This window comes from Clostridium sp. YIM B02506 (genome assembly GCF_022324845.1).
GTDB lineage: Bacteria > Bacillota > Clostridia > Clostridiales > Clostridiaceae > Clostridium_T > Clostridium_T intestinale.
Genome location: NZ_JAKGTG010000069.1, coordinates 1 through 1,328, shown reverse-complemented (window position 1 = coordinate 1,328; position 1,328 = coordinate 1). Strand labels below are relative to the sequence as shown.

The window sequence follows — 1,328 nt, the reverse complement described above, 5'->3', positions numbered from 1 at the left end:
CAATGTCGTCAACTTAGGGAAATATAAAAAATAATAAAAAAAACACTTGACAATAGATAAGAAAAATGAAGTCTCACTATAGATATTAAATTTATAGCGAGGTTTGATTTTATGAAAAATATTAAAGTACTATCCCAAATTTTAAAGAAAACAAACGAGTTAATTGTTTCTAGTGATTTTAAAGAATCATATAGCTTAGGGAATTCATTCTCAAGAAAAAGAAAATTATCCTTTTCTAATACGATATACTTTATTTGCTCCGCATTACGTAAATCTATAGCTACAGAAATAAGTGATTTTATTGAAGATCATACATATTTAAATTTTCCTCATATCTCAAAACAAGCATTTTCTAAGGCAAGGCAGAATATATCGACTGAAGCATTTAAGGAATTATGTAGGCTATTTGTTGATTCTTTTTACAAATCCACAAAAACTCTTAAGAAGTGGAATGGATTTAATATACTGGCCGTTGATGGAACAAGTTTACAAGTTCCAGATACGGCTGAATGTGGTGAATATTTTGGATTAAGTAGTAATCAGAACAAAACAAGAACTGCTATCGCATCGGCGTCAGCTTTGTATGATGTACTAAATGATATTATAGTTGATGCTAAAATCATAAAATACAGAACAAGTGAAAGAGAATTGGCTAAACAGCATATAGAATCAATAGGTGATAAAATTTCACTAAAAAATAGTATTGTAATTTTTGATAGAGGGTATCCATCATATGATATGTTTGATTATTTAAATAGTAAAAGCCTATACTTTTTAATGAGAGTATCAAGCTCTTTCAAACTTGCTCAATCTACTGAATCCGATGATTCTACAATAGAATATAAGTTAAATGGGGAAATAAAGAAAGTAAGGGTATTAAAGATTAAACTTTCTGATGAAATAACTGAGGTATTAGTGACTAATATGTATAATAATGAAATTACACCGATGGAATTTAAAGAACTTTATTTTCTTAGATGGGGAATAGAATGTAAATACAAAGAGCTTAAAAGTAGTATTGAAATAGAAGAATTCTCTGGAACCAAGCCAATTGCAATTGAACAAGATTTTTATGCATCTATTTATTTGTCGATGGTTGCATCACTTATAAAGAAAGATGCCGATGAAGCGATAGCAAATCATAATAAGGATAAAAATTTAAAGTCAGAATATCAGGCAAATAGAAATTTTATATTAAGTAAAGTTTTAAAAAAGATAATATCGATGATGGCAAAGCCTATTTTAGGCAAAAGACTATTAGAAAGTATATTAGAGAAGGCTAAAAAAATACGCTCACAAATACGTCCAAACCGTAGTCATGAGCGAAA

General features: G+C 28.6%; 1 protein-coding gene. It reads left to right on the top strand.

Annotated features, from left to right (window positions below):
* Window positions 1-111 precede the first annotated feature (111 nt).
* Window positions 112-1,328, top strand: a 1,217-nt coding sequence (locus tag L1S49_RS23070) for an IS4 family transposase (RefSeq protein WP_238907698.1), incomplete at its 3' end; no start/stop codon positions are given.